Below are 300 nucleotides of genomic sequence, written 5' to 3' on the forward strand. Positions count from 1 at the left end.
CCAGGTCCCGCCGTCGAGGGAAAACGTCCCCGAGGTGACGAGGTGTTCGATGCGAGCGGCCATCACAGCACCACCACCGAACGCAGCACATCACCCTCATGCATCCGCGCGAACGCCTTCTCCACGTCCTCGATCCCGATCGTCTCCGTCACAAAGGCGCCCAGGTCCAGACGGCCCTGCTGATGCAGATCGATCAACATCGGGAAATCACGGGACGGCAGGCAATCCCCATACCAGGACGACTTCAACGCCCCACCCCGCCCGAAGACATCCAACAACGGCAACTCCAACGTCATATCC

General features: G+C 62.0%; 2 pseudogenes. Both read right to left on the reverse strand.

Annotated elements, in window-relative coordinates:
* A pseudogene (locus IF20_RS40810) lies at positions 1-63 on the reverse strand (MBL fold metallo-hydrolase); the annotation flags it as partial.
* A pseudogene (locus IF20_RS36965) lies at positions 63-300 on the reverse strand (S-(hydroxymethyl)mycothiol dehydrogenase); the annotation flags it as partial. The pseudogenes IF20_RS40810 and IF20_RS36965, both read right to left, overlap by 1 nt.

This window comes from Streptomyces niger (assembly GCF_000718305.1).
In the GTDB taxonomy this organism is placed as follows: domain Bacteria; phylum Actinomycetota; class Actinomycetes; order Streptomycetales; family Streptomycetaceae; genus Streptomyces; species Streptomyces niger.